Raw genomic sequence first — 17932 nt, 5'->3', positions numbered from 1 at the left:
TTATTTCGATAATCCGTGCGATCGCGCTAAATTTGCTTCCGTGAGAATACCAGATATTTAAATCTGTATTTTCACTGTTGGAAATATATCTTCATAAAGCATATGTTTTTGTAGAGAGTGGTGCTTGGTGCGTGACACACGATCGCCAATTACCAATTATCAATTCCCCAAAAACATATGAAAAAACTATTGTTATACAGTTCTATTTGTTGTCTAGTTACTGCTGCGGGATTAACGGTAAATGCAGAAACACCATCCCTAGTTAAGCAACAAGCAAAAACTCAAATAGCATTTGCTACGGCACAGCCTCAAGTCGAACTTTTAGAAGCAGGAAATGAACCACGGCAAGAACTACGCTTTCGTCCCCAGGCAAATGCAAAACAAACATCTACTATGACCTTACAAATGGATACAGATGTATCTATGGCAGGTCAAACAATGCCGAAAGTCGATCTACCACCGATAACAGTTGCTATAGATACAGTAGTAACAAAAGTCGAACCTAACGGTAACATTCACTTTAAATCGTCTTACTCTAATGTAGATGTGATGAATTCTAGCAGCTTGCCACCGCAGGTATTGGAAGCAATGCGATCGCAAATGAAAAAGATGGTTGGCACGAGTGGATCTTTCATAATTGATAATCGGGGACAAATTCAAACAGCTAAATTTGCAACGTCTCAGAAGTCAGATGCAAACTTAAAACAATTCTCAGAGCAGATGTCAACTTCTTTCGACCAAATGTCTTCACCTTTACCTCAAGAAGCTATTGGTATTGGAGCCAAATGGCGCGTCACAACTACACCTTCTCTTTTGGGAATGAGCGTTCAGCAAACAATAACATATGAGTTAGTTAATCTAAAAGATAATATAGCAACTTTAAATATGTGGTTTGAGCAGCACGCTAACCCACAAAAATTAACTCTACCAGGGATACCAAATGGAGCTACTGTAACTCTAAAATCGCTTGAATCCAAAGGTGATGGGCGATTGATGATGCAACTGGATCGCCCTTTTCCGCTGCGTGCTAATCTGATTGCGAACTCTAAAAATGAAATGAGTATTCAGCAGGCTGGTAAGGCAGGCGAAGCAATTAGAAACGGCAAATTTTACATGAGACTTAATCTTCTATCGAAGTAACACTATCTGATAATGAAGGCGCTAAATTTAGCATCAGGCGAATTCTATTCGCCCAAGCTTAGCTGCGATAAAGAACGACCCGTACCACCTCGACGCACTAAAATTAATTCAGCGCAGATACTTACAGCAATTTCTTCTGGTGTCAGCGCCCCAATATCTAAACCTATCGGTGCATAGAGCGATCGCAATTTATTTGCAGCCATACCCTCTGTTTCTAGCGCTTGAATCACCTGACGTACCCGCTTTTCACTGCCGATCGTACCAATATATTTACACTCAGGATTTCGAGCTAATAAGACTTTTAAAGCTGCTAAATCGTACTGAAAACCCCGCGTTACCAGTGCTGCATAAAGTTGCGTATGAGTTGCTAATTGTGCCACAACTGAGGCGATCGCTTGGTTATAAATCGCTGTTGCTTGGGAATAGCGTTCTCTATTTGCCCACTGGGGGCGATCGTCTTGAATAATAACTTGAAATCCAATTGTATGAGCGACTTTTGCTAATTGTTCTCCTACGTGTCCCGCTCCGACAATTAATAAAGTTGGTGGCGGTTGTAGAGTTTCAATAAAAGCTTCTTCGGTGGCAATTAAAGTATTTTCTGATAATAAATATGGCGATTTGTCAAGGGTAAAAGGAGTGACGAGAGTAGCTGTCTGTCCCGACTGGAGTAAATCGAGAATTCGATCGACAAGGGCGATCGCCTCTTGACCAGACCACCTTTCCAACCATATCTGCATGACTCCACCGCAAATTCCTTGAGTTTGCCGTTGGGGTGCGCCAGTCAGATCGATCTCTACCAATTGCTTTTCGCCTGTTTCCAGCACTATCATGGCTTGGCGAATGACTTTTGCCTCTCCCGCACCCCCACCGATGGTATTGTAGGTACGACCGTCAGCACAGATAATCATCTTGGCTCCTACTTCCCTGGGAACCGAGCCTTGAATGGCGATCGCGGTTGCTATTACGACTGCTCCTTTTTCTAATGCTTGAGCGAGTTGCTGGTAGCAATTGATAGTCATTTTTACTCTGCAAACATTTCGGCGAGGATATCCAAAACAGCTTTTTGTTCGTTGGAATTGATTTGACCGAGTTTTTTGACCAATCGAGTTTTATCAACAGTGCGAATTTGGTCTAAAACGATCTGCCCATCTTTACCTTGAAACTGGCAAGCGATCCTTGTAGGATACGGCTGACCTTTTGTTGTCATCGGCGCAACGATAACAGTGGCAATGTAGTGATTCATTTCATTTGGTGAGACGATGACGCACGGTCTTGTTTTTTGAATTTCACTACCAACTGTGGGAGGATGGAGGTTAATCAGAAACACATCAAAACGCTTAACTACCATTTCCACTCAGTCCGATCCCACTCTGTTATATTGACATCATCAAGTAAAACATCATCTTTTTGTTCTGCCATTGCAGCAAATGCTTTATCCCAGCCGATACGCGATCGCGATGCTGCACGCACAATTAAGCACTCGTCTTGAACTTCAATCTCTACTTCTGTATCAATACCACTTTGCTCCAATAGTGGTTTAGGAATGCGGATGCCTTGAGAATTACCAATTCTGACAATGCGAGTTCTGATACCCGTACCCATAATTTTGAGTATGCTTATATTGTAATTACATTGTAAACACCAAAAAAGTAGGCAGTCAACCCCTCCCTTGGAATTCGCGCATTATGAATTCAAAATTCACGCATTACGGTCGCGTTTGAGCTTGTAGACGCTACTGACCGAAAACCACGCTCAATCGTAGATGGCTGTTCTCGACTGTACTCTCTTAAATTTTGAATTTTGAATTTTGAATTTTGAATTTTGAATTGTTTTGGTCAACTTGAGCTGAAACACATTGCTACTAAATAAGGCTACTGCACGTAGCCAGTAGCCTTAATAACTCTTAGTCCGCTTGGCAGACTTTGCCTGTGTAGAAGCGAATTCGATTCGCCCCTAATATTTCTACGCCGTAGCTGCTGCGGGTTCAGCCGCAGTTGCAGGAGCATATACGCTCACCTTCTTGCGGCTTTTACCCTTTCTTTCAAATGTCACCACGCCATCAATCAGGGCAAACAATGTATCATCGCTACCGATGCCAACATTGTTACCAGGGTGAAACTTCGTTCCCCGTTGCCGTACCAAAATATTACCTGCCCGCACGACTTGACCGCCGAAACGCTTAACACCTAACCGTTGAGCATTAGAGTCGCGACCGTTGCGAGTACTACCTGTTCCTTTCTTATGAGCCATTGTGTCCTCTGCGCTATTTTTTCTATCTCTACTTCATTATTGCGAGCCAAGCGCGATCTACCCAAGATTTAAGAATGTAGCGATCGCACCCTCATTCTATTCTGATGCAGTTTCCTCTGTGGTTTCAGCAGGTGCTTGACTAGCTGAAGTCTCAGTCGTAGCCGCTGCTTGAGCTGTCAACTTGGAACCATTAAGGTTAATCGAGTCAATCATCAGTCTGGTGATTTCTTGCCGATGTCCCCGCTTTTTGCGCGTCTTTTTCTTGGGTTTCATCTTGTACACCAAGACTTTACGTCCCCGCAGGTGGCGCACCACCGTTCCTTCTACGGTTGCTCCGTTAATTAACGGTTGCCCGACGGTAACATTGCCATCGTGCTGCACCAACAAAACTTTTTCAATAGTCACTGTTGCATCAGGTTCGGTTGCCAGGAGTTCGATATCATAAAAACGCCCTGGTTCTACCCTCAGCTGCTTACCACCGGTTTCAATAATTGCGTAGGTCATGAGATTATAAGGATTGTGCCGTACAGGTAGCTGATTGCTCAGATTTGAGAACAGTTCAGCTTTTGTTTTCGGTCTACCTGATCCGAGCCAGAATTAGACAGACAATCTCTAATTATATGTTTAGATAGTCGTGATAGTCAATAAAATTGCTCATCTGATAACAACTTAACATCCATACGTCCTACTGAAATATCCAACCGATTCGGCTCTTTTCGTGAGTAGCGCAGATTTTCGATCTCCTAACCCTCTGAAAAAAGGGGTAACATCCGCTAGTTATCATAAAGCGATCGCATGAAAAAACTTTTAGTTACAGGCGCAAGTGGTTTTTTAGGTTGGCACTTATGTCAGATGGCAAAACAGCAATGGGATGTATATAGTACGTACTTTTCCCATGAAATAGAAATTCCAGGCGTGACGATGCTTAAAATCGATTTACGGGATTTTCAAGCACTCAAGCATCTGTTTCAACAAATTCAACCTTCAGCTACAATCCATACTGCGGCGCAATCAAGTCCCAATTATTGCCAAACTCATGCAGAAGAGTCATACGCGATCAATGTTACGACTTCTTTAAATATTGCTGGATTGTGTGCAGATTTTGGCATCCCCTTTATTTTTACTTCTACTGACTTAGTTTTTGACGGTTTAAATGCGCCTTATCGGGAAACAGATCCGGTATCTCCTGTGAATGCTTATGGAGAACAAAAAGTTCAAGCTGAAGAGGGAATTTTAGCACGCTATCCTCTAGCAACAATTTGCCGAATGCCTTTAATGTTTGGTATGGCAACGCCAACAGCTACTAGTTTTATACAGCCTTTTATGCAAACTCTAAAAGATGGAAAAGAATTAGCATTATTTACAGATGAATTTCGTACTCCTGCTAGCGGTACGACGGCGGCTAAAGGGTTGTTGATGGTGTTAGAGAAGCAGGTTCAAGGTATGATTCATTTAGGTGGAAAAGAGCGGTTATCGCGTTATGATTTTGGTCGGTTATTGGTAGAGGTATTTCAACTTCCTGCAACTAGGTTAAAATCGTGTCGTCAGCAAGATGTAAAAATGGCTGCACCTCGACCTGCTGATGTTTCTTTAGATAGTTCTAAGGCTTTTCATTTGGGATATCAGCCGCTTTCTGTAAGAGAAGAACTAGAGATGTTGCGAGGGTAAGTTTGTTCCGTTTGCGATCGCACCAGCTTGTTATTTATCTTCTATAAGCAATCCTATTTGATTCATGAACGTGGAGCAGGCTAGAAGCCTACTTTACAAATCATTTAGAACTGCTATACTAGCTTAGCAATCGAAATTGCTAAAGTATTGTATCCAATGTCTTCGCAAGCAGAGACTAAATCGCTTAAAGCATAATCTCGCTCGTCAACACTTTCTAATGTTTTGGCAAGTTGTAAAGCTCGATCTAATAGATCTAATCCTCGATCTTCTATACCGAGCTTGACATACATACTACCTATTTTAATAAGTTCAGTTACTTTTGTAATTCGAGTGGGAATTGCTTGAGTAGTTTCTAAGGCTCGATCTAAAATTTCCAAACATTTATCTGCTAATTTTATTTCTATACACGCGATCGCCAATTCGTTTAAGTAATGTGCTTTAGTAGCAATATCGGCGATCGTTTCAACTTGTTCCAAGGCATCAGCCGATAATCGCAAAGCATTATCTCTGTGTATTGGCTTAACTTGCTTGCGCAACTTACTAATTAGAAACTGAATTCTTTCTTCAATTGTAAAATGGTTCTCCATTCCCACTCTTCTGGATTGGGCATCTTTACCCGCCCAGACATGCAAGCTGACTATAAAATATCTTACCAATGACAGATGACTAAAGATCGAGGACAAAAAATTACTGGATCTAATCGCCACTTGACTCAACTCATCACTTACAGCAAAACCGTTAGTTATAAGTCGAATCAGCGTGGAAACTAGACCCAGTGAATTAAATCAAAAATAAAGCTGAAATTTAATCAACTCTATTTTCTACCACGGGATGGTACTAGACTTAGATAGTCAAGGTCAAAGGCAGAAACGCGCTGAGCGTAATTACCTTTGTTATTAATCGATGCTGCCATATCAGCATACTTGCGAGGATCGCCTTCCCGTAGTTGTCGTTCTTTCGACTTGCGGCTGTAGAACTGATCCAGGGTAAAGCGCCAGTCTGTTTTGACTGTACCAGCAGTTTCGCGGAAATCGTCACCGTAACGAGGGGTAACGAGATTGAAGGGTCTACCTTCCATCCGCTTGCGCTGGAAAGGAACGATGTAATCCCCAAATGCATCGGTGTATTCATCGCTGTCTAGCAAGGCATCTACTAAACCGTAGAATCCTTTCGTACCGATGACAATTGACCAAGCAATTTGTTCTTCTTTGTTGTAAGAAGAACGACCTAAGAAACGCTTGAGGCAAATATCTACAAGCCGATAGTTATTATTAACTGAAACTACCATTTCGTAGAATCTTTCCGACTTAGCTAAGCCGCGAATGAAGTCGCGCACGGTAATTGCACGATTCTTCAACTGCGATTCTAGTTGAGTTTGGCGGTTGATTCTAAGAGTTTCGTGTTCGCTAAATACCTGACGGTAAGCAGCCCAAATTAACTCTTGAATCTCTGCTGGAGAGTTAGCATCTTCCACACGATAGATGTATGGAGTGTCTTCGTTTTGATCCGCAATGCCGAAGCTGCGAACTCTGTGATTTTGCGTAGTTGGTTTGTAATCGAGTAACGGCAGTGCCATGAGGGATTCTCCCGTCTAGGTTAATCGCACAAAATGAAAACAGATAAATTCAAACTGAATTTATCGATCGCTTTCCATGAATTGGAAAGTTTTTGAAACAAGCAAAGCCTATATATATAGAGCTTTCTAGCTTATTATCCCACGTAGGGTAGGCAGAATGTTGGTTCGTGAGTAAGTCAATCTGTGGCTGTTAGATTTTCCTACTATTAAACTTGCAAAATTACAGCCGCACGGGAAAACTTGCTGAGGGATTGATTGAAACTGGCGTTGCTGATTTTTCCTTCCGTGACGTATCAGGAATGCTAATATTAGCCGTGCTAACTGGCTGGGGTGTTACGGTTCTAATATTCAGCGATCGCGCCATATCAAAGAAGTTGCTAATCGCACCAGATTTATAGCGTTCGGTTTCCTCTTTATCGCGCCAGTAGTCGGCGTAACGTGGTGTCACCAAGTTAAACGGTCTGTCTTTGAACCGTCGCCGCTGGTAGGGTACGGTAGTATCGCCAAAATTCTGCTGGTACTCTTCGCTATCAATTAGTGCATCGACAAAACCACCCCAGCCAAGGGTAGCAATTTTAATCGACCAAGCAATTTCTTCGTCTTTGTTGTAAGATGCACGTCCTAGCAACCGCTTTAGGGCAATATCTACGAGTCGATAGTTCGAGTTTGTTTCTACCACCAAGCGGCGGAACGATTCTGACTTAGCTAAACCGCGAATAAAGTCCCGCACGGTGATAGCGCGATTCTTCAGTTGAGATTCTAGCTGTTCTTGGCGATAGAACTTGAGAATTTCGTGTTCGCTAAAAACTTGGCGATACGCAGCCCAAATCAATTCTTGATTATCGCTGGGGTCGATACAATCTTCCAAGCGATAAATCCAAGGAGTATCTTCACTGGGAACTTCGTAACCAGCCACCCGCTGATTTTGCGAACTGGGTTTGTATTCGAGTAGAGGTATTGACATATGTACAGTGAGTAGTGAGTAGTGGGGAGTGGGAGAGTGGGAGTCGGGAGTAATTGCGAATTGCCAATTGAATTGTCTTCCTTGTCCCCCTTGTCTTCCTTGTCTTCCTTGTCCTTAATTCCTCGGAGCGGAGGGAATGTAGTCGTAGGGTAAAGCGACTTTGGTAGGTTTGATCGTAGTTTGGGGCAATGTGTCTTTGCGTGTTGTATCGGGGATCTCCATTGTTGAGATTTGAGAGAGAACCCGATCGCGCGATCGCTGATAGTTGACTTCTGGGGTCAAAATACTACCAGCCATTGCCAAGAAGTTAGAGGGAATTGCCCGACGTACCACTTCTTTAGTAACATCGCCAGTCTTGCGGGCGCTGTAGAAGCCACGACCTTGCAAGTTGCGGATACTTTCGCGATCGCGCCAGTCGCCGTTATAACGTGGGTTTACCAAGTTAAAGGGACGACCTTTATAACGACGACGTTGGTAGGGTACGATGTCGTTGCCGAAGTTTTCGCGGTACTCTTCGCTATCGACGATCGCATCGATAAAGCCGTTCAAACCTTTGGTGGCGATGACAATCGACCAAGCAATTTGCTCTTTTTGGTTATAGGTAGCGCGTCCCAAAAACCGCTTAAAGGAGATATCCACTAAGCGATAGTTAGAATTGGTTTCTCCAACTAATTCGCGGTAGACATCCGATTTACCCAAACCGCGAATAAAATCCCGCACGGTAATAGCGCGGTTGCGGAGTTGAGATTCGAGGAAAGGCTGGCGATAGCTTTCAATAATCAGGTGTTCGCTGAAGATTTGGCGATAACCCGCCCAGATAATTTCATCGATTTCCGATACCGAGGAAGTATCTGTGAAGCGATAGCCAATCGGCGTATCTTCGCTAGGAACTTCGTAACCCTCAACCCGCTGATTTTGGCTGGAGGGTTTGACTTCAAGTAATGGTATTGACATTTTTCACTTATCAGTTGACAGTTGTTGGTTGTCGTAGGGGCGGGTTTTTTTAAGCAAGCTGTACTAGAACAAATAATTCTGCGGTTAAACCCGCCCGTACCGATCTGCGGAAACGCCGAGCGCGAGTTGGGCGCGGGCGCGGACTGCTGAATCGGGATCGGACTCAATAATTTGGATTAAATGAGGCTGAATTTTTGCTTGCAGGTCTGATAGTTGTAGCAAACCATGCAAGCCCACCACAGCCGCGTAACGAATCGACCAGTCGGAGTCTTGAGAGACTGAGAGTAAGGTTTCCAGGGCTTGATGCTGTGCTGCGGCGCGATCGGCGGGAGTGGCAATATTCTGCCAATGCAGATTACCCAAACCCTTAGCAGCTGCCCTGCGGACGCTAGGAGCAAAATCCGTCGCTGCTGCTGTCGCCAATACTTCTAAAGCAAGAGGGTCGGCGATCGCAGCTATAGCGCGAATGCTATAAGCCCGCGCCCCGTAGTTATAGCCATCCAATTTATCAATTAATGGCTGTACTGCTTTCGCACCCAATTGCGTTAACCCCTCTACCGCTGCTACTGCGGCAACTGGGTTGTTGTAACCCAGTACGGCAATTAAAGTTGCAATCCCCGCCTCATCTTTTGCTGCTGCCAGCGATCGCACCGCCGCCACCAAGCTTTCGGGCGAATCTGCCCGATCTACGGCTTGAATGAGGTTTTGGGTTGAGGTGGTCATGGCAGTGGCTAGTGGCTAGTGGCTAGTGACTGGGGAAAGAGAGAGAGAGGCTAAACTCTACACTTTTTGCCTCTTGCCTTTACAATAAGGAATCCATCAGACTCATCAAATGGATGGCTGAATCGGAAAGTTGAGTAGGCTGGGTTTGCAGTTGCGACTCTAGGAGTCCTTTGAGGGAGAGAAGTTTGAAGCTATTTTCCGCCCTACAGGAGGCGATCGCTGCGGCTGCACCGACGTAACCAATTGCCCCTAGATCTGATAAAACGACCCGCCGCAATTTCAGGTCGTCGCTGTTCAACCCAGCTAATAAGCGCTGTCCGTAGCTATCTTCTTGAGTCAGCTGGTACATTGCCCGCAGTGCCGCATATTGGATTTTGGGACTCGGATGCTCTGTAAATGGCTGAATCAGAGGAATGGCTGATTTGGCTTGTAGCGCTCCCAAAGCTTCGAGAACGCTATCGTAGGGCTGAGTCAGATGGGGTCTACCTGGTACGTCAACGGCAGCATCAACGCCGCCATCTAACAGTTTCACTAAAGCGGAGATAGCAGATGAATCGCCTAACATTGCTAAAGATTGGGCTGCGGCTTCTCTGACGTAGAAATCGTCGCAGTCCAAACAGCAAATAAGCCCTGGGACTGCTCGCCGATCGCTCAGCTTGCCCAAGGCTCTTGCTGCATTACGGCGCAGGGGATAACCGCCTAATTCTGTCCGGTCGGCTTCATCTTCTAGGGCAGCGATCAAAGCATCAACGGCGGCTGGTTCTCGGACGCGAAATTTGCCCAACCACCAAGCTGCGTAATAACGCAAGCTCAGATCTGGCGATCGCAGGTTGGCGATCGCTTGTTCCACCGTTAATCCCGTTGCTCCTACCTCTAGTTCTTCCGCACTAGACTCCATTGCGTCAAACCTATGCCTACTTCACAGTCGATAGTGGTTCGATCTTGACGATTTTGCCACCCAAGCGAGTAATCCGCTGCATTTCTTCGTTCATCCGGCTGTAAGGAACGGTGACGAATACGCTACCGCTGCGACGGATCTCGTAGTTATTTTTGTCGGTTTCGTCGTTCTGCCGCAAGCCTACGACTTCATAACGAAACATCCGGCTAGAGGCGGAGGAAACTCCGTTTGCACCAACAGTTGTTTGACCGAACATTGCTTCTATATCTCCATATAACCGTAAGCTATTCAGTTAAGTGCAGATCTCCGATCTTTATTTATCGGCTTTTGTCGCCTTGCTTTTGCCTTCGGCTTTGACATTTTGATGAGCTGCGGTCGCATCGCTTTTAGGTTTACCGTCGCCATCAAAAGTTACGGGTGCAATGCTCACGATTCTGCCACCCATGCGGTGAATTCGCTGCATTTCTTCGTTCATGCGGTTGTAGGGAACCGTAACCACAAAACTGCCACTACTGCGAATGGGATAGCTCAATTGGTCAGATTCGTAAGTCTGACGCATCCCCTCAACTTCATAGCGAAATATGCGATTTTCGGCGTTACTGAGCCTACCACTGCCAAGTGAGGTTTGACCAAACATAGTTTAAGAGGCGCTGCAATGATTAAATGTGTGGTTTGTCATTTGTCATTTGTCATTGATTGGAACAAATGACGAATGACAAATGACTGCTAAGCTGGATTCACGCTGACGATTCTGCCACCCTTTTTGGCGATTTCCTGTAGCTTCTGCGATAACCGCTCGTAGGGAACCATGATCGCAGTGCTGCTCCGGCGCACTTTGGGATAACCTGGTTGCAATAGTCCCGTGACTTCAATCCGGTAGACTCGTCCGCTTTCTTCTTGTGTCCCGCCGATCGCTTTTTTGGGAGCTGAATCTTTAGGAATCGCTGCACCAAAATTCCAGCGCGTACCGCTAGACGGTTGAACGATGGTAGAAGATTGGTTGCGACCGATTTCTCCCATGAGGCGGGGGGATTTGCCTCCAATCGAACCGCGATCGCTTGTAGCGTAACCGCGATAGAGGCGGAACATCCGGCTAAAGCCTACTGTTCTCGATCCTGGTTCGACAGAAAATCCACGATAGTACGGTACGACATTGTTACCAAAGTTGTTGTCGTACTCAACGCTATCTAAGTAAGAGTCAATCTCGGCATCGTAGCCCACATCTTCGCAAAGCTCTGTATGATAGGCTAGTTCTGCCTCGTCGTAAGGAGGGCGACCCAACAAATGCTTAAAATTGAGTTCGACAAAGCGTTGGTTGGAATTGGGATAGAAAAACTTGTTTTTGTATAAATCTGATTTGGCAACAGCGCGGACAAAATCTTTGACAGTAAAGTTTCCTTGCCGTAGTAAAGATTCAGATGAAGTCAGGCGTTCTGCCTTCATCACGTAATCGTTACCTAAAACTTGACGATACACGGCTCGGATGACCGATTGCAATTCTTCCTCTGTCCAATCTGGTCGTAGTTCGACTCTGGATGAGGCATCAAATGCAGAAATACCCAGCCGTCCTGCTGCTGCTAAAATATCTGCTGGTAAAACGCTCATACACCGCTCTCCCGAAGCAACTAATCTTAAAGTGGGTTTGCTGACTATTGGTTTTCTGGCACATGCGAAAAACAATGCCCAGAGCTAGGTGCAACTGCTAGTTCTCTCGATCCAGCACTTGCACCCCTCTCTGGGCAAGCTTGATGCTCTCTAGCTTAGAGCGTTGATAGCGTAGTCGAGGTAGGTGTTAGCTTCGTTAGCAGCTTGTCCAGACAGACCGTGGTTGGATTTGATGTGCTTGAGAGCTTCAACGTACCAGCTAGGAGACAAATCGAAGGAACGGTTGATTTCGTCTAAACCAGCGATTAGGTACTCATCCATTGGACCTGTACCACCAGCTACTAAGCAGTAGGTAACCATCCGCAGGTAGTGACCGATATCGCGAGCGCACTTGGATTTACCGCGTGAGTCAGCAGCGTACTGAGGTCCTTGCATTTGGGTGGTGTAAGGAAACTTGCTGTATACAGCTTGAGCAGCACCGTCAACGAGTTGTTGAGCTTTGCTGGTCAGAGCGCGAGCAGCTTCCATGCTAGCAGCAGCGCGATCGAAACGACCGTTGATTGCTTGTAGCTCGGTGTTGCCTAAGAAACGACCTTGGGTATCGGCAGCGCCAATTGCTTCAGTAATTGGTGTTTTCATTGTTTGAAATTCTCTAAATATTTGCAGTTGGTTAACTTGGGTCAGGTTAAGGACGATTGGCGTTTAGCTAGTCATTGCTAATCGCTAAAAGCCTTACTTATGCAACAGCAGCAGCAGCGCGATCGAAGTAGCTAGCAACTTCAGACATCAACTGGCTGCAGTCGCCTTGGGTGATACCGTTGGGATCGTTAGCAATCTTGACAGCAGCTTCCTTCATTTTTTGAACGCCTACAGCTACGGAAGAACCAGGAGTTCCCAAAGCTTGGTAGGTTTCGCGCAGTCCGTTCAAGCAGCGATCGTCGAGTACGCTTGCATCACCTGCCATTACAGCGTAGGTGATGTAGCGCAGAATGATTTCCATGTCGCGCAAGCAAGCAGCCATGCGACGGTTGGTATAAGCATTACCACCAGGAGCGATCAACTGGGGCTGCTCTTCAAACAAAGCGCGAGCAGCGTTGGTAACGATGGTGGAAGCGTTGCTGGTGATGCGGTTTACGGTATCCAGGCGCTTGTTACCATCTCTTACTAGACCGGAAAGAGCGTCAAATTGCTCGGTGCTCAGGAACTCGCCTCTGGAGTCGGCTTGAGCAACAACCTTTGCAAATGCGTCTAACATGAACTAATTTCTCCTACTTGCGAAAGTTGAGCGCAGTTTTTTTGATTAAAATTGGCGGTGTTTTATCAAGTTTGGAATGAATCACAACAAACACGAGCCGCATCCTCGGTTAAGCTGGTTTTTTATTTCCTCTACCAACGATTGTTATGTTGTCGTCAGAATTATGAGAAAAACTTCTACTTTTATGAGAAAATATCCAACTTGTTTTTTTCCTGAGTTTTGCTGAACTTCTGTCTGTTATTGATCCCTCCAGGTTATGTTTATACAACGCCATAAGTGCATTATTTATTACGAATTGTTAAGCTTAGCGTGATTCCGTCAATAAAAGCTCCAAATCCTTTACATATAAGAGATTTCACGGTTAATTTTTGTGATTTTCTTTAAAAAACTTAGTAGTATTTATACTTATTATTCAGTATAAACATGTTTTCATATTTTCTTAATATTTTCTTGATGTAAGTAAAAAGAGCAAATACAGAGTTTTTAAATCTTTATAGTTATGAAATAAATGTAAATAAATATGAATAGTTTGCTGATAAATATTACCGATAATTACGAAAATATGGGTAATGGGAAATTGGTAATGGGTAGTTGGTAGTTGACAAGAGAGTGGTGCATGAAAAGAGGCAAGAGGCGAGAGGCTTGTGACTTATAATTGCTCCCTCAGCTGCCTTAGCTCTCTTCTAGCCCCCGCCAGCGCCATGCGGATGCGGATTTGAACTACACGGTCTGATTCTTGAGTTAAGGCTTGTTGCAAGACAGCGATCGCCTCCTGCGTGCCTATTTCTGCTAAGGATAAGGCAGCAGCGTAACGCAGCGCCCAATCTTCGGGTGACAGCAACGCCCAACTCAGCTTATCCACGGCACGGTGAATTATCTGAGCATCGATCGCCGTACTACCAATTTTGCCCAAACCTCTAGCAGCAATGCGCCGAACGTTTCCCTGACAGTGGTTTGCTACAGATACCCCGACGACTTCTTCTAAAATGGCGATCGCTTGACAATCACCAATTTGAGCTAAAGCTTGAATGATGTGTGCTTGTACCCCTTGGTCTGTAGCCGTGTAGTAGGTGGAAATTAGGGCTTCTAACGATAGAGAAGCTAACTGAATGAGTTGAGAGGTAGCAACTGCTCTTACACCTGGATAATGATGGCTTAATGCCTCGATGAGAGGGGGAATCGCATCGGGGGTACGATCGGCGGCGATCGCCTCAATTATCGCGATCGCCTCTGCTGGAGTCGAGCTAGCACGTAACTGTTCGATAATATTTTCTAATGAATCACTGACTCGCACGGAAGTACAGTCAGCTTGGCTAACATCAAATTGAGTCATTTTGATTTCTGTACGGGCGGGTTGACCTGCAAATCTTTTGACTTCTGACTTTTGACTTTTCTAAAGTTGACCTACAAATCTTTTGACTTTTGACTTCTGACTTTTGACTTTTCTAAAGCTGAATTAACAAATCGTCGATCGCATTGAAAAGCAGCCCAGAATCAGATGAGATTGTATCTCTTGCATCACCATTCAATCCAGCTTCTAGAATCTGCTTTAAATTCAACAGCTTCAAATTGTTGGGAACCCTAGCCGCAATAATTGCCTGGATAACCTCTTGACTTTGACCGATCGCGCCTAAATCGAAAATTGCTGCCCAGCGTAAATAAACATTGTCGTGGTTGAGAGTTTTGATAATACGTTCTATGTAGTGCGATTCGCGGGTTAATAAATACATATACCGCGCTGCCGCACACTGCACCCGCTCTGAGGGATGCTGTAGGCAAGGCTCGATCTGCGGACGAGCCGACCAAACTTGTAGGGTTCCCAAAGCTTCAATCAAAGCCTCATCTGGCTGCTGTTGAGAATGTAACAAATCGAGCAAAGGGTTAATTGCACGTCGATCGCCAATAGCAGCTAAAGCTTGAATGACTGCTTCTCGCAGTTGTAGATCTTCCTGACAGCTTAGTGCTTCAATTAGAGCTGGCACGGCTTGGGAATTTTTCAGTTGCCCTAATGCTCTAGCTGCCTGACGACGCAAGGGATATCCCCCTGTTTCCAACCGATAGCGATCGTCAAATAGTGCTTCACACAGCGCCGCACAAGCCGACTGTACTTGATGCTTTCCCAACCACCAAGCGGCATAGTAGCGAATTTGATTATCTTCTCCTGCCAAAGCTGCGATCGCGGCTTCTGGGGTCAAAATTGGTTCGTTCATTCGGATTAAATCTTAAATAGTAGGGGCGCACAGCCGTGCGCCCCTACTGTTATTTCCCAAATCTACACAGGCGTAATTCTGACGATCTTGCCACCAGTTTTATGAATTTCCTGGTAAGTCGCTGACAGCCTCTCAAAAGGTACGTTGTATACTTGTACGCTACGGCGCACGGGTACTCTACTGCCAACTGTACCCGCTATGGCTTCGATGACAAACATCCGACTGTCACCTTGAGCGGGAGAAACTCCCAGCGTTCCAGCCGAGCTGGAGCCAAAAGACAAGCCAGAGGGCGATGAAGGTGGTGTAATCCAGTTAGTTTGATTGCGAGATATTTGGGTTCTCAAGCGAGCATTACGCCGCCCATATTGCGAGTTATCGCTACTAGCTGCACCGCGATACAAAGCAAACATCCGAGGAAAGCCTACAGTCTTTTGACCGAGTTGAGATTGAAACCCGCGATGGAAAGGTACAACCCAATCGCCAAAAGCTGCATCGTATTCGGGACTATCTATGTAAGCATCAATATCTGCATCCAAGCCTTTTGAGGCATATAAATCGACATGGTAGGCAACTTCTGACTGGTCGTAGGGTGCGCGTCCTAATAAATGCTTGTAGTTTAATTCGATAAAACGCCCCTGAGAATTATTGTGGAAAAAGCATTCTCTGTAAAACTCAGATTTTGCTAAAGTTCGCACGAATTGCCGCACTGTCGTTTTGCCATTGCGTAACAGCGATTCAGCGCTAGCAAACCTTTGGCTAGCATAGACTCCTTGTCGCCCGAAAACTTGCTCGTAAGCAGCTCGAAAGACTTTTTGTAAATCGTCTTCAGTCCAATTTTGTCGCAGCTCGACTTTTCCATCGGCGATCGCATCATTTACAAACTGAGCTATAACTGTTCCACTCATTTTTTATTCCCTTGATTTTGCTGATTACTAACAATTAATTGGTAATTGATAATTGGTGTTGAGAATTGGAAACATTCCATTACCCATTACCTATTACCCATTACCAATTAGGCAAAAATCTATGTTGATGTTGTTTTAACTCAAAGCGTTGATCGCGTAGTTGAGATAAGTATTGGCTTCACCAGCAGCATCGCCAGACAAACCATGATTGTCACGGACGAATTCTAGTGCAGCAATATACCAACTAGGAGACAAACCGAGGGCGCTGTTGAATTCTTTCAGTCCAGCGACAACATATTCGTCTAGGGGACCAGTACCACCGACAACGCAGCAATAGCTAATGGTGCGAAGATAGTGATCGATATCGCGCACGCACTTCGATTTACCTTCGGGAGTGGAAGCGTATTGAGAACCCTGCATTTGAGTTGTGTAGGGAAACTTTTGATAAACGTGATTGGCAGCTGCTTCTGCCCATTTTTTCCCATTATTAGCAAAAGCTTTGGCTGCTTCTATACCAGCTTGAGCGCGATTGAAACGACCGAAAATTGCTTGCATTTCGGTATTACTAACATACGAACCACGAGCATCAGCAGCAGCGATCGCTTCAGTTAAAGGTGTTTTCATTTGTGAATTCTCTCCAAATTAATTAGTAAGTAATGAGTGATGAGCCGTGAGTCGTGAAAAGAATTAATTGTAGATTCTGAATTCTTCTTTTCTTCTGACTCCTGACTTCTGATAAATTAAGCAACTGCACCAGCAGCGCGATCGAAGTAGCCAGCTACTTCAGACATCAATTGGCTACAATCGCCGCGAGTAATGCCTTTGGGGTCGTTGGCAATTGAAATTGCTGCATCTTTCATTTTTTTAATTCCTGAAGCGACTGCATCACCAGGAGTACCTAAAGCTTGGTAGGTTTCCCGCAGTCCGTTCAAACAGCGATCGTCCATGACGCTTGCATCTCCAGCTAATACGGAGTAGGTAACGTAGCGCAAAATAAAACCTAAATCGCGGATACAAGCAGCTTGGTTGCGATGGTGGAAACAAGCACCACCAGGGTTAAATACTTCTGGTCTTTCGGCTACTAATGCGCGATACGCATTTGCCACAATTGTAGAAGCGTTGCTCGTCAAACGATTCACTACATCTAAACGCTTGTTGCTATCAGATACCATCGCCTGAAGTCCGTTCAGTTCATCACCACTCAGGTAAGAACCCTTGCGATCGGCTTGTTCGACTACGCGAGAAAAAGCGTCAAGCATTTTTTCAATTCTCCTAAATTTTATTGCTTCTATTTCTATCGGTGCGAGCGCACGGGAAAGCACAAACAAAACTTTGTCTCAGGCAGCATGTTTCTCTATACCGACGATAGCTACTCCGATAAATATCGCTGTTTAGCTATAAAGTATTCTGAGAAAATATCGCTAGAAACAAAAGTTTTATTTGCTATAAATTCCTCATAAGTTTTTTATACAATGCGCTCGATCGCCAATTGGTTAAATAATATTAAACTGTGTAAAAATGCACGGAAAGCTAACAAATTGATTTGCTCAAATAGCTTTCAGTTATCCTAAATGAAAATCAAGTTACACAACTTAATTGTTTATGTCAAAACTTTATGTAATTCGACTAGGCAATTTTACAGAGTAAGACCTTGTCCGATCTGACCCTGAGAGCATTAATACTTATCGATATCCCATCCCAAAAAACTACGTTTTGTAACTAAAAATTAAGAAATCGTAGAAATATTTTTCAGTTTTTTCACTCTCATGAAAGATGGCGCTCGC

23 protein-coding genes are annotated in these 17932 nt (G+C 44.7%); 2 read left to right on the top strand and 21 right to left on the bottom strand.

The window, feature by feature from the left end; all coding sequences use genetic code 11:
- The first annotated feature begins 177 nt into the window (after positions 1-177).
- The gene (locus tag M5J74_RS17860) at positions 178-1140 is read left to right on the top strand and encodes a DUF6263 family protein (protein WP_250012643.1); all 963 of its coding nucleotides are present in this window, start codon (positions 178-180) and stop codon (positions 1138-1140) included.
- 44 nt (positions 1141-1184) lie between these two features.
- On the opposite strand, the gene M5J74_RS17855 is transcribed toward M5J74_RS17860, so the two are convergent.
- The 5 genes from M5J74_RS17855 to rplU form a co-directional block, all read right to left on the bottom strand.
- On the bottom strand, positions 1185-2159 hold the full coding sequence (locus M5J74_RS17855; RefSeq protein WP_250012642.1) for an XdhC family protein: 975 nt from the start codon (positions 2157-2159) through the stop codon (positions 1185-1187).
- Positions 2160-2161: 2 nt separating this feature from the next.
- On the bottom strand, positions 2162-2488 hold the full coding sequence (locus M5J74_RS17850) for a type II toxin-antitoxin system PemK/MazF family toxin (protein WP_181246392.1): 327 nt from the start codon (positions 2486-2488) through the stop codon (positions 2162-2164).
- The gene (locus M5J74_RS17845) at positions 2482-2742 is read right to left on the bottom strand and encodes an AbrB/MazE/SpoVT family DNA-binding domain-containing protein (RefSeq protein ID WP_015155424.1); all 261 of its coding nucleotides are present in this window, start codon (positions 2740-2742) and stop codon (positions 2482-2484) included. The genes M5J74_RS17850 and M5J74_RS17845 overlap by 7 nt, the downstream gene beginning before the upstream one ends.
- Before the next feature lie 360 nt (positions 2743-3102).
- Positions 3103-3390: a 50S ribosomal protein L27 gene (rpmA, locus tag M5J74_RS17840; RefSeq protein ID WP_015155423.1), complete on the bottom strand. Its 288-nt coding sequence runs from the start codon at positions 3388-3390 to the stop codon at positions 3103-3105.
- Positions 3391-3486: 96 nt separating this feature from the next.
- Positions 3487-3894, bottom strand: a complete 408-nt coding sequence (gene rplU / locus M5J74_RS17835; RefSeq protein ID WP_106168163.1) for a 50S ribosomal protein L21 — start codon at positions 3892-3894, stop codon at positions 3487-3489.
- A gap of 291 nt (positions 3895-4185) precedes the next feature.
- Between rplU and M5J74_RS17830 the strand changes: the two genes are divergently transcribed.
- Positions 4186-5058 carry an NAD(P)-dependent oxidoreductase gene (locus M5J74_RS17830; protein WP_250012641.1) on the top strand — a complete coding sequence of 291 codons (873 nt, stop codon included), beginning with the start codon at positions 4186-4188 and terminating at the stop codon, positions 5056-5058.
- 113 nt (positions 5059-5171) lie between these two features.
- Here the strand turns inward: M5J74_RS17830 and M5J74_RS17825 are convergent, their stop codons facing one another.
- The 16 genes from M5J74_RS17825 to M5J74_RS17750 all read right to left on the bottom strand — a co-directional run bounded on the left by M5J74_RS17825 (position 5172) and on the right by M5J74_RS17750 (position 17407).
- Positions 5172-5645, bottom strand: coding sequence for a hypothetical protein (locus M5J74_RS17825; RefSeq protein ID WP_106168164.1), 474 nt, complete (start codon positions 5643-5645; stop codon positions 5172-5174).
- 227 nt (positions 5646-5872) lie between these two features.
- Positions 5873-6634 carry a phycobilisome rod-core linker polypeptide gene (locus M5J74_RS17820; RefSeq protein ID WP_015155419.1) on the bottom strand — a complete coding sequence of 254 codons (762 nt, stop codon included), beginning with the start codon at positions 6632-6634 and terminating at the stop codon, positions 5873-5875.
- 220 nt (positions 6635-6854) lie between these two features.
- Positions 6855-7598, bottom strand: coding sequence for a phycobilisome rod-core linker polypeptide (locus M5J74_RS17815; protein ID WP_106167415.1), 744 nt, complete (start codon positions 7596-7598; stop codon positions 6855-6857).
- 114 nt (positions 7599-7712) lie between these two features.
- Positions 7713-8552, bottom strand: coding sequence for a phycobilisome rod-core linker polypeptide (locus M5J74_RS17810; RefSeq protein WP_250012640.1), 840 nt, complete (start codon positions 8550-8552; stop codon positions 7713-7715).
- Positions 8553-8636: 84 nt separating this feature from the next.
- On the bottom strand, positions 8637-9275 hold the full coding sequence (locus tag M5J74_RS17805) for a HEAT repeat domain-containing protein (protein ID WP_106218286.1): 639 nt from the start codon (positions 9273-9275) through the stop codon (positions 8637-8639).
- 79 nt (positions 9276-9354) lie between these two features.
- Positions 9355-10173: a HEAT repeat domain-containing protein gene (locus M5J74_RS17800; protein ID WP_106218287.1), complete on the bottom strand. Its 819-nt coding sequence runs from the start codon at positions 10171-10173 to the stop codon at positions 9355-9357.
- Positions 10174-10189: 16 nt separating this feature from the next.
- A complete protein-coding gene (locus M5J74_RS17795; RefSeq protein WP_015155414.1) occupies positions 10190-10429 on the bottom strand; it encodes a phycobilisome linker polypeptide in 240 nt (79 codons plus the stop codon).
- 57 nt (positions 10430-10486) lie between these two features.
- The gene (locus tag M5J74_RS17790) at positions 10487-10810 is read right to left on the bottom strand and encodes a phycobilisome linker polypeptide (protein ID WP_015155413.1); all 324 of its coding nucleotides are present in this window, start codon (positions 10808-10810) and stop codon (positions 10487-10489) included.
- Positions 10811-10899: 89 nt separating this feature from the next.
- Complete coding sequence (locus M5J74_RS17785) at positions 10900-11778, bottom strand: phycobilisome linker polypeptide (protein WP_106167419.1); 879 nt, start codon at positions 11776-11778, stop codon at positions 10900-10902.
- A gap of 150 nt (positions 11779-11928) precedes the next feature.
- Complete coding sequence (gene cpcA, locus M5J74_RS17780) at positions 11929-12417, bottom strand: phycocyanin subunit alpha (protein WP_106167420.1); 489 nt, start codon at positions 12415-12417, stop codon at positions 11929-11931.
- Between the two features lie 97 nt (positions 12418-12514).
- Positions 12515-13033: a phycocyanin subunit beta gene (locus tag M5J74_RS17775; RefSeq protein WP_106167421.1), complete on the bottom strand. Its 519-nt coding sequence runs from the start codon at positions 13031-13033 to the stop codon at positions 12515-12517.
- A gap of 649 nt (positions 13034-13682) precedes the next feature.
- Positions 13683-14366, bottom strand: a complete 684-nt coding sequence (locus M5J74_RS17770) for a HEAT repeat domain-containing protein (protein ID WP_250012639.1) — start codon at positions 14364-14366, stop codon at positions 13683-13685.
- A gap of 112 nt (positions 14367-14478) precedes the next feature.
- Complete coding sequence (locus tag M5J74_RS17765; protein ID WP_015155408.1) at positions 14479-15243, bottom strand: HEAT repeat domain-containing protein; 765 nt, start codon at positions 15241-15243, stop codon at positions 14479-14481.
- A gap of 62 nt (positions 15244-15305) precedes the next feature.
- The gene (locus M5J74_RS17760) at positions 15306-16148 is read right to left on the bottom strand and encodes a phycobilisome linker polypeptide (protein WP_250012638.1); all 843 of its coding nucleotides are present in this window, start codon (positions 16146-16148) and stop codon (positions 15306-15308) included.
- A gap of 135 nt (positions 16149-16283) precedes the next feature.
- Positions 16284-16772 carry a phycocyanin gene (locus M5J74_RS17755; RefSeq protein WP_015155406.1) on the bottom strand — a complete coding sequence of 163 codons (489 nt, stop codon included), beginning with the start codon at positions 16770-16772 and terminating at the stop codon, positions 16284-16286.
- A 116-nt stretch (positions 16773-16888) separates the two neighbouring features.
- The gene (locus M5J74_RS17750) at positions 16889-17407 is read right to left on the bottom strand and encodes a phycocyanin/phycoerythrocyanin subunit beta (protein WP_015155405.1); all 519 of its coding nucleotides are present in this window, start codon (positions 17405-17407) and stop codon (positions 16889-16891) included.
- Between the last annotated feature and the right edge of the window lie 525 nt (positions 17408-17932).

This window comes from Chroococcidiopsis sp. CCNUC1 (assembly GCF_023546805.1).
In the GTDB taxonomy this organism is placed as follows: domain Bacteria; phylum Cyanobacteriota; class Cyanobacteriia; order Cyanobacteriales; family Chroococcidiopsidaceae; genus Chroococcidiopsis; species Chroococcidiopsis thermalis.
Note: the sequence above shows the minus strand (reverse complement) of the source record. Positions and strands in the feature narration are given on the sequence as shown.

Coding starts and splice junctions, on each gene's coding strand:
- M5J74_RS17860 (WP_250012643.1), top strand. CDS start 178: ATGAAAAAACTATTGTTATACAGTTCTATTTGTTGTCTAGTTACTGCT.
- M5J74_RS17855 (WP_250012642.1), bottom strand. CDS start 2,159: ATGACTATCAATTGCTACCAGCAACTCGCTCAAGCATTAGAAAAAGGA.
- M5J74_RS17850 (WP_181246392.1), bottom strand. CDS start 2,488: ATGGTAGTTAAGCGTTTTGATGTGTTTCTGATTAACCTCCATCCTCCC.
- M5J74_RS17845 (WP_015155424.1), bottom strand. CDS start 2,742: ATGGGTACGGGTATCAGAACTCGCATTGTCAGAATTGGTAATTCTCAA.
- rpmA (WP_015155423.1), bottom strand. CDS start 3,390: ATGGCTCATAAGAAAGGAACAGGTAGTACTCGCAACGGTCGCGACTCT.
- rplU (WP_106168163.1), bottom strand. CDS start 3,894: ATGACCTACGCAATTATTGAAACCGGTGGTAAGCAGCTGAGGGTAGAA.
- M5J74_RS17830 (WP_250012641.1), top strand. CDS start 4,186: ATGAAAAAACTTTTAGTTACAGGCGCAAGTGGTTTTTTAGGTTGGCAC.
- M5J74_RS17825 (WP_106168164.1), bottom strand. CDS start 5,645: ATGGAGAACCATTTTACAATTGAAGAAAGAATTCAGTTTCTAATTAGT.
- M5J74_RS17820 (WP_015155419.1), bottom strand. CDS start 6,634: ATGGCACTGCCGTTACTCGATTACAAACCAACTACGCAAAATCACAGA.
- M5J74_RS17815 (WP_106167415.1), bottom strand. CDS start 7,598: ATGTCAATACCTCTACTCGAATACAAACCCAGTTCGCAAAATCAGCGG.
- M5J74_RS17810 (WP_250012640.1), bottom strand. CDS start 8,552: ATGTCAATACCATTACTTGAAGTCAAACCCTCCAGCCAAAATCAGCGG.
- M5J74_RS17805 (WP_106218286.1), bottom strand. CDS start 9,275: ATGACCACCTCAACCCAAAACCTCATTCAAGCCGTAGATCGGGCAGAT.
- M5J74_RS17800 (WP_106218287.1), bottom strand. CDS start 10,173: ATGGAGTCTAGTGCGGAAGAACTAGAGGTAGGAGCAACGGGATTAACG.
- M5J74_RS17795 (WP_015155414.1), bottom strand. CDS start 10,429: ATGTTCGGTCAAACAACTGTTGGTGCAAACGGAGTTTCCTCCGCCTCT.
- M5J74_RS17790 (WP_015155413.1), bottom strand. CDS start 10,810: ATGTTTGGTCAAACCTCACTTGGCAGTGGTAGGCTCAGTAACGCCGAA.
- M5J74_RS17785 (WP_106167419.1), bottom strand. CDS start 11,778: ATGAGCGTTTTACCAGCAGATATTTTAGCAGCAGCAGGACGGCTGGGT.
- cpcA (WP_106167420.1), bottom strand. CDS start 12,417: ATGAAAACACCAATTACTGAAGCAATTGGCGCTGCCGATACCCAAGGT.
- M5J74_RS17775 (WP_106167421.1), bottom strand. CDS start 13,033: ATGTTAGACGCATTTGCAAAGGTTGTTGCTCAAGCCGACTCCAGAGGC.
- M5J74_RS17770 (WP_250012639.1), bottom strand. CDS start 14,366: ATGACTCAATTTGATGTTAGCCAAGCTGACTGTACTTCCGTGCGAGTC.
- M5J74_RS17765 (WP_015155408.1), bottom strand. CDS start 15,243: ATGAACGAACCAATTTTGACCCCAGAAGCCGCGATCGCAGCTTTGGCA.
- M5J74_RS17760 (WP_250012638.1), bottom strand. CDS start 16,148: ATGAGTGGAACAGTTATAGCTCAGTTTGTAAATGATGCGATCGCCGAT.
- M5J74_RS17755 (WP_015155406.1), bottom strand. CDS start 16,772: ATGAAAACACCTTTAACTGAAGCGATCGCTGCTGCTGATGCTCGTGGT.
- M5J74_RS17750 (WP_015155405.1), bottom strand. CDS start 17,407: ATGCTTGACGCTTTTTCTCGCGTAGTCGAACAAGCCGATCGCAAGGGT.